This is a genomic window from Aeromonas finlandensis, assembly GCF_000764645.1.
In the GTDB taxonomy this organism is placed as follows: domain Bacteria; phylum Pseudomonadota; class Gammaproteobacteria; order Enterobacterales; family Aeromonadaceae; genus Aeromonas; species Aeromonas finlandensis.
Window position 1 is genome coordinate 1 of sequence record NZ_JRGK01000364.1, and the last position, 6,854, is coordinate 6,854.

The 6,854-nt window shown below is 59.7% G+C and carries 6 protein-coding genes; 3 read left to right on the forward strand and 3 right to left on the reverse strand.

All coding sequences use genetic code 11. The annotated features are described in order from the left end of the window. The 3 genes from LD28_RS23750 to rluA form a co-directional block, all read left to right on the forward strand. Window positions 1–215: hypothetical protein (locus tag LD28_RS23750; protein WP_206538782.1), on the forward strand; the 215-nt coding region annotated here is incomplete at its 5' end. A 70-nt stretch (window positions 216–285) separates the two neighbouring features. Further along, the gene (rapA, locus tag LD28_RS0121805) at window positions 286–3,153 is read left to right on the forward strand and encodes an RNA polymerase-associated protein RapA (protein ID WP_033138965.1); all 2,868 of its coding nucleotides are present in this window, start codon (window positions 286–288) and stop codon (window positions 3,151–3,153) included. Between the two features lie 115 nt (window positions 3,154–3,268). Next, window positions 3,269–3,925: a bifunctional tRNA pseudouridine(32) synthase/23S rRNA pseudouridine(746) synthase RluA gene (gene rluA / locus LD28_RS0121810; protein ID WP_033138966.1), complete on the forward strand. Its 657-nt coding sequence runs from the start codon at window positions 3,269–3,271 to the stop codon at window positions 3,923–3,925. A gap of 72 nt (window positions 3,926–3,997) precedes the next feature. On the opposite strand, the gene LD28_RS0121815 is transcribed toward rluA, so the two are convergent. From LD28_RS0121815 to treC, 3 genes are all read right to left on the reverse strand, one after another. Next, window positions 3,998–4,186: a hypothetical protein gene (locus tag LD28_RS0121815; RefSeq protein WP_005336040.1), complete on the reverse strand. Its 189-nt coding sequence runs from the start codon at window positions 4,184–4,186 to the stop codon at window positions 3,998–4,000. A gap of 333 nt (window positions 4,187–4,519) precedes the next feature. Then, window positions 4,520–5,134, reverse strand: a complete 615-nt coding sequence (locus LD28_RS0121820; protein WP_033138967.1) for a sugar O-acetyltransferase — start codon at window positions 5,132–5,134, stop codon at window positions 4,520–4,522. A gap of 3 nt (window positions 5,135–5,137) precedes the next feature. Further along, window positions 5,138–6,799 (reverse strand): alpha,alpha-phosphotrehalase, encoded by a 1,662-nt coding sequence (gene treC / locus LD28_RS0121825; RefSeq protein ID WP_033138968.1) that lies wholly within the window; start codon window positions 6,797–6,799, stop codon window positions 5,138–5,140. Window positions 6,800–6,854 lie beyond the last annotated feature (55 nt).

A 6,854-nucleotide genomic window follows, 5' to 3' on the forward strand; every position in this document is an offset into this window, starting at 1 on the left:
ATGTGGCGCATTATAGGGATCTGGATCACGCTTGCAAGGGGGTTTTCGAATTAAATTCGCATTTTTGCGTAAACCGTTCACTAATCACCCAAAAAGCGCATTTATCCTGCAATAACACACCCGTTTGGCAAGATCGCTATCTTCTATATGGCGTGGCGGTGGTAGCAGATCAAGGTTGTGGCGATTTGGTCTCTCTACATCTATATGCATGGTGATCGAGGTCACGCCTTCGGGTAACATAGCGCCCCTTTGCGATTCACACACTCTTGGGCTTTGGAGAGTTTAATGCCTTTTGCACTTGGCCAGCGTTGGATTAGTGATACAGAGACGGATCTGGGGTTGGGGACTGTCGTTGCTGTTGAAGGACGCATGGTTACCCTGTTGTTTCCGGCTACCGGTGAAAACCGTATGTATGCCAAAGAAGAGGCGCCGGTCACCCGGGTCAGCTTCAATGTGGGCGATCAGATCACCAGTCACGAAGACTGGACCATGACGGTCGAAGAAGTGCAGGAGAAAAACGGCCTGCTTATATATGTAGGTGTTCGCACCGACAATGATGAGCCCGTTGCCCTCAAGGAAGTGTTTCTCAACAACTTTATCAAGTTCAACAAGCCGCAGGATCGCCTGTTCGCCGGTCAGATTGACCGGATGTCCCGCTTTACCCTGCGCTACGAGGCGTTGATCAACCAGCATCAACGTCGTCGCAACCCGACTCGCGGTCTGGCCGGTGGCCGGGTCAGCCTGATCCCGCACCAGCTCTATATCGCCCATGAAGTGGGTCACCGCTACGCCCCGCGCGTACTGCTGGCGGATGAGGTAGGTCTGGGCAAGACCATCGAAGCGGGCATGGTCATTCATCAGCAGCTGCTCTCCGGCCGCGCCCATCGGGTGCTGATCCTGCTGCCCGAAACGCTCCAGCACCAGTGGCTGGTCGAGATGATGCGCCGCTTCAACCTGCACTTCTCCCTGTTTGACGAGGAGCGCTGCATCGAAGCATTTGCCGATGCGGAGAACCCCTTCGAGACCGAACAGCTGGTGATCTGCAGTCTCGACTTCCTGCGCAAGAAGCGTCGTCGCTTCGAGCAGGTGCTGGAAGCCGAGTGGGATCTGCTGGTTGTCGACGAAGCGCACCATCTGGAGTGGAGCGAAGATGCCCCAAGCCGCGCCTACGAAATGGTGGAAGCGCTGGCCGAACAGGTGCCGGGCGTACTGCTGCTGACCGCTACCCCGGATCAGCTGGGCCACCAGAGCCACTTTGCCCGTCTGCGCCTGCTCGACCCGGAGCGTTTCTACGACTATGAGGCCTTCCTCGCCGAGGAGCAGGCCTATGGTCAGGTCGCCAGCGCAGCGCAAGAGCTGCTGGATGGCGAGACCCTGAGCGATGAAGCCAGGCAGATCCTCGCCAGCCAGCTGGAAGGGCTGGATCTGAACGATGCAGCAGCCCGTCAGCAGGCAGTTGCCAAGCTGCTAGATCAACATGGCACCGGTCGCGTGCTGTTCCGCAACAGCCGCGCCAATATTCAGGGCTTCCCCGAGCGTCACCTCAACGTCTATCCCATGCCGCTGCCAGACCAGTACAAGACTGCCATCAAGGTGATGGGCATGATGGGTGGCAACGGTGGTGATCTGCAGACCCGCGCCTTGCGCTACCTCTACCCCGAGAAGATCTTCCAGCAGTTCGAAGGCGATAGCGCCACCTGGACCCAGTTCGACCCCCGCGTCGAGTGGCTGCTGGGGCTGCTGCTCTCCGCCCGTCAGCAGAAGGTGCTGGTGATCTGCTCCGAAGCGGCCACCGCCATCGCGCTGGAAGAGGCGCTGCGTACCCGTGAAGGGATCCGCGGCACCGTGTTCCATGAAGGGATGTCTATCCTCGAGCGAGACAAGGCCTCCGCCTATTTCGCGCAAGAGGATGGTGGCGCTCAGGTGCTGCTCTGCTCCGAAATCGGCTCAGAAGGTCGCAACTTCCAGTTTGCCAGCCATCTGGTGCTGTTCGATCTGCCCCTCAACCCGGATCTGCTGGAACAGCGTATCGGTCGACTGGATCGTATCGGTCAGCAGAATACCGTCGAGATCCACGTCCCCTATCTGGAAGGGACTGCCCAGCGCGCCCTGCAGCTCTGGTATCACGACGGTCTGGATGCCTTCGAGCAGACCTGCCCGACTGCCCGCCCGGTATTCGAAGCGGTGCGTGACGAGCTGTTCGAGCTGCTGGCCGCCAACACTGGCGATCAGGCGGCCCTCGACGCCCTGCTGATCAAGACCCGCGAACTGCACGAGCCGCTCAAGGCACGACTGGAACAGGGTCGCGATCGCCTGCTGGAGATCCACTCCAGCGGTGGCGCGGCTGCCCAACAGCTTGTCGACAAGCTGGCCGCCGAAGATGACGACACCGGCATGATCTCCTTCGCCCTCAAGATGTTCGACGAGATCGGCGTCAATCAGGATGACCGTGGCGAGAACGCACTGGTGCTGACCCCAGGGGATCACATGCTGGTCTCCAGCTTCCCTGGCCTGCCGCAAGATGGCATGACCATCACCTTCGATCGCAACACCGCCCTGTCGCGGGATGATATGGCGCTGCTCTCCTGGGATCACCCCATGATGCGCGGCGGTATCGACCTGATCCTGGGCTCCGAGATCGGTGCCACCTCGGTCGCACTGCTCAAGAACAAAGCGCTGCCCATTGGCTCCATCCTGCTTGAGCTGATCTTCGTTGCCGAGTCTGCGGCCCATCCCCAACTCTACCGTTTCATGCCGCCGACCCCGATCCGTCTGCTGATGGACAAGAACGGCCAGAATCTGGGTGAGAAAGTGGCGTTCGATGCCTTCAACCGCCAGCTGACCCCGGTCAACCGCCATCTCGGCAGCAAGCTGGTCACCGCATCCCAACCGGTGATCCACGGTCTGATTGGCAAGGGCCAGGTCATTGCCGACGAGCTGAAAGCCGGGATTGTCGACAAGGCCCGTGCCCAGATGGCGCAGACCCTGCAGCAGGATCTGGATCGTCTGGAAGCGCTCAAGGCGGTCAACCCGAACGTGCGCGACAGCGAACTGGATTATCTGCGCAATCTGCAGGCAGAATTGCACCACCTGATCGATCAGACCCAACTCAAGCTGGATGCCATCCGCTTTATCGTGGTCACCCATAACTGACAAGGTACCGACCGACAGCGGCCAGACCCAGCTCAAACTGGATACCCAGTGCCGCCTTATCGTGGTTACCCATAACTGATGGGGGCTTGCCCCCACCTTCTGATGCGAGACATTTATGTTTGAATACTCACCGCCTCTGGAACCCTGGCTCGATATCCTGTTCAAGGACAAGGACATCATGGTGGTCAACAAGCCCACTGGCCTGCTGAGCGTCCCCGGGCGCGGCCCCGAGAATGAAGACAGCGTCCTGCATCGGGTGAAACAGCAGCACCCCAAAGCGGCGGCAGCTCATCGCCTCGACATGTCCACCACTGGCGTCATTGTTATTCCCCTCAATCCCAATTCCCACCGGGAGCTGAGCCGACAATTTCGCGAGCGGGAGACCGAGAAGCACTACCTCGCCTGGGTGTGGGGCGAGCCGGAGGCAGACTCGGGTCAGGTTGACCTGCCGCTCTGCGTCGACTGGCCCAACCGCCCGAAACAGAAGGTGGATTTTGAGGAGGGGCGTCACGCTCTGACCCTGTGGGAAAAACTGAAGGTGGAGAACGGCAACAGTCTGATCAAGCTGACCCCCATCACAGGTCGCTCTCACCAGCTGCGCGTCCATATGCTGGAGCTGGGGCACCCGATTCTGGGTGACAACCTCTATGCCCATCCGGATGCACTGGCGGCAGCGCCTCATCTCTACCTGCATGCGGCCATGCTGACCATCAGCCACCCCCGCAGCGGCGAGCGGATGACGTTCGAGGCGCCAGCCCCCTTCCCGCTCTGATCCGAAGGGATGCGAAGCAAATCGCAGATATAAAAAAGCCCCCATCGCGAGATGGGGGCTTTTTCATTAGGGTCAGACGCGAATATCGATCTTGCTTCCCAGAGAAGCGCTGGCCGATGTCGGTGCAACCGGCGCTGACTGCGCTGCGTTTTGCAGCAGCTTCAGCGCAGCTTCGCCCTCTTGGGTCTGCTGTTTCTTGGCCAGACTGGCCGTCATCAATGCAGAACCAAACGACGCATTTGCAGAACTTGATATATCCATAGGGTTCCTCCTGCACTCAACAGTATCGGCCAAGCGGCCCCGAACATAAGCCTGAATGCAAAACAATCTGAAAATGCCATCTCTATCAGTATGAAAGCTCGCGTGCTCAGATTGCCACTTGCAGGGGTTTTCACCGCTCAGACGCAGAACCGGGCACTGATGACGACCTTTATGCTGGCGTAAAAACAGGTCGGTTGGAGTGCCTAAGGCGCTGCCTGGCGGCCAAGATACGGCTCAGCCGCCTCGACGAAATCATTACCAAAGTAAATGAGTAACCATTTAACATTTGAATTTCAAATGGCCTGACACCGCCAGATTGCCCCTTTAAAACCGCTAGATGAGCCCCGCAAGCTCCTCCGCCGTCATCGGCCGCAACACCCGACAGGGGTTGCCTGCCGCCACCACATTGGCGGGCACATCTTTGGTCACCACCGAGCCTGCACCGATGACGCTGTTGTCACCGATAGTGACGCCGGGACAAATCACCGTGCTGCCGCCAATCCAGACGTTGTGCCCAATCCGCACCGGCTTGCCAAACTCCACCCCCTTGATGCGCGGCGCCACCGCCACCGGATGAGCAGCGGTGTAGATCTGCACCCCGGGTGCCAGCAGCACGTTGTCGCCGATGTGCACCTCGCAGACGTCGAGGATGGTGCAGTTGAAATTGGCGTAAAAATTCGCGCCTACATGGATATTTGCGCCGTAGTCGCAAAAAAATGGCGGCGTAATAAAGCAGCGTTCAGCGCGGCTACCGAGCAAACGCGTGAGGCGATCATCCCACCCAGGGGAATTGGTCGACTCCCGGTTCAGTTCACCCAGCAATGCACGACACTGCTCGCGCGCCGCTTTCAGCTCGGGATCCCCCGCATCATAAGGCTCCCCCGCCACCATCTTCTGCCACTCGGGGCCACGCACCACAGCCGTCGCCTTCGTCATTACCTCGCTCATCCACTACTCCATCAGCCAGATCAGGGATTCATAAGGGCGCAGCATACCCGATTGCGGCTGGGCCGGGCTATCTGGGTAGTTGCCCAGCAGTAACCGACCCTTCCCGCTATGCAGCTCGGCAGGCAAGGCAAACTCAACCGGCTCGCCGTAGAAGTTGCTCACGACCAGCAGGGTCTGACCGTTGGCGCGACGGGTATAGGCCCAGATCTGCGGGTGCCCGGTCAGCAGCTCCTGATAATCCCCCTGAGTGAAGATGGGGTACGCCTTGCGAAGACAGATCAGATCCCGATAGTGCCAGAACACCGAGTGCTGGTCGGCCAGCGCCGCCTCGGCGTTGATTTCACGGTAGTTGGCGGCTGGCTTGAGCCAGGGCGTTCCGCTGGTGAAACCGGCGTTGGGGGCGGCGCTCCACTGCATCGGGGTACGGGAGTTATCACGGGACTTGGCACCCAGAATGGCGAGGATCTCGGCCTCGCTCACTCCTTCGGCCTGCTTGATGGCGAAGATATTGCGGCTCTCCACATCCTGATAGTCATCGATGCGCTGATAACCGGGGTTGGTCATGCCGATCTCCTCCCCCTGATAGATGTAGGGGGTACCCTGCAAGCCGTGCAGTGTGCTGGCCAACATCTTGGCGGCCACTACCCGATACTCGCCCTCGTCACCGAAGCGGGAGACGATGCGCGGTTGGTCGTGATTGCACCAGAACAGCGCCGACCACCCCTTGCCGTGCATACCGCTCTGCCAGTGGTTGAAGATGCGCTTGAGTTCGAGGAAATCGAACGGCGCCTTGGTCCACTTGTCGCCGTTGGGGTAATCCACCTTGAGGTGGTGAAAGTTGAACACCATGGAGAGCTCGGAACCATCCAGCGCGCCGTAGCGCTGGCAGTGCTCCAGCGTGGTGGATGACATCTCCCCCACCGTCATGGCACCAACCGGAGCAAAGACATCGCTGCTCACATCCTGCAAGAATTCGTGGATGCGCGGCCCGTCAGTGTAGAAGCGGCGGCCATCGCCAATCTCGTCGTTGGGGAATGCCTGATCCTTGGAGATAAGGTTGATGACATCGAGGCGGAACCCGTCCACCCCCTTCTTCGCCCAGAAGTGGATGATGTTTTTCACCTCGGCGCGCACCGCCGGATTTTCCCAGTTGAGATCCGCCTGCTCGCGGGCAAACAGGTGCAGGTAGTACTGACCGGTGGCGGGATCCAGCTCCCAAGCGCTGCCGCCAAACTTGGATTGCCAGTTGTTGGGCACGCCGCCATCCACCGGATCGCGCCAGATGTAGTAGTCGCGGTAGGGGCTGTTTTTATCCCCCAGCGCCGACTTGAACCAGGCGTGTTCGGTGGAGGTGTGGTTGACCACGATATCCATCACGATGCGGATGTCGCGCGCGTGGGCGGCGGCCAGCAGCGCCTCGAAGTCGGCCATGGTGCCGTAGGCGGGGTCGATGGCGTAGTAGTCGGCGATGTCGTAGCCGTTATCCACCTGCGGGGAGAGGTAGACCGGGGTCAGCCAGAGGGCATCGACCCCCAGGGTCTTGAGATAGTCGAGGCGGGCCATGATCCCCTTGAGATCACCGGTGCCACGGGCAGCGGAATCCTGAAAGCTCTTGGGGTAGATCTGGTAAATCACGGCGCTCTGCCACCAGGGTGTTTGGCTCATGAGTCTTTCTCTTGTCTCGAATAGGAAATGGAGAGGGCGACCCGCGGGTCGCCCT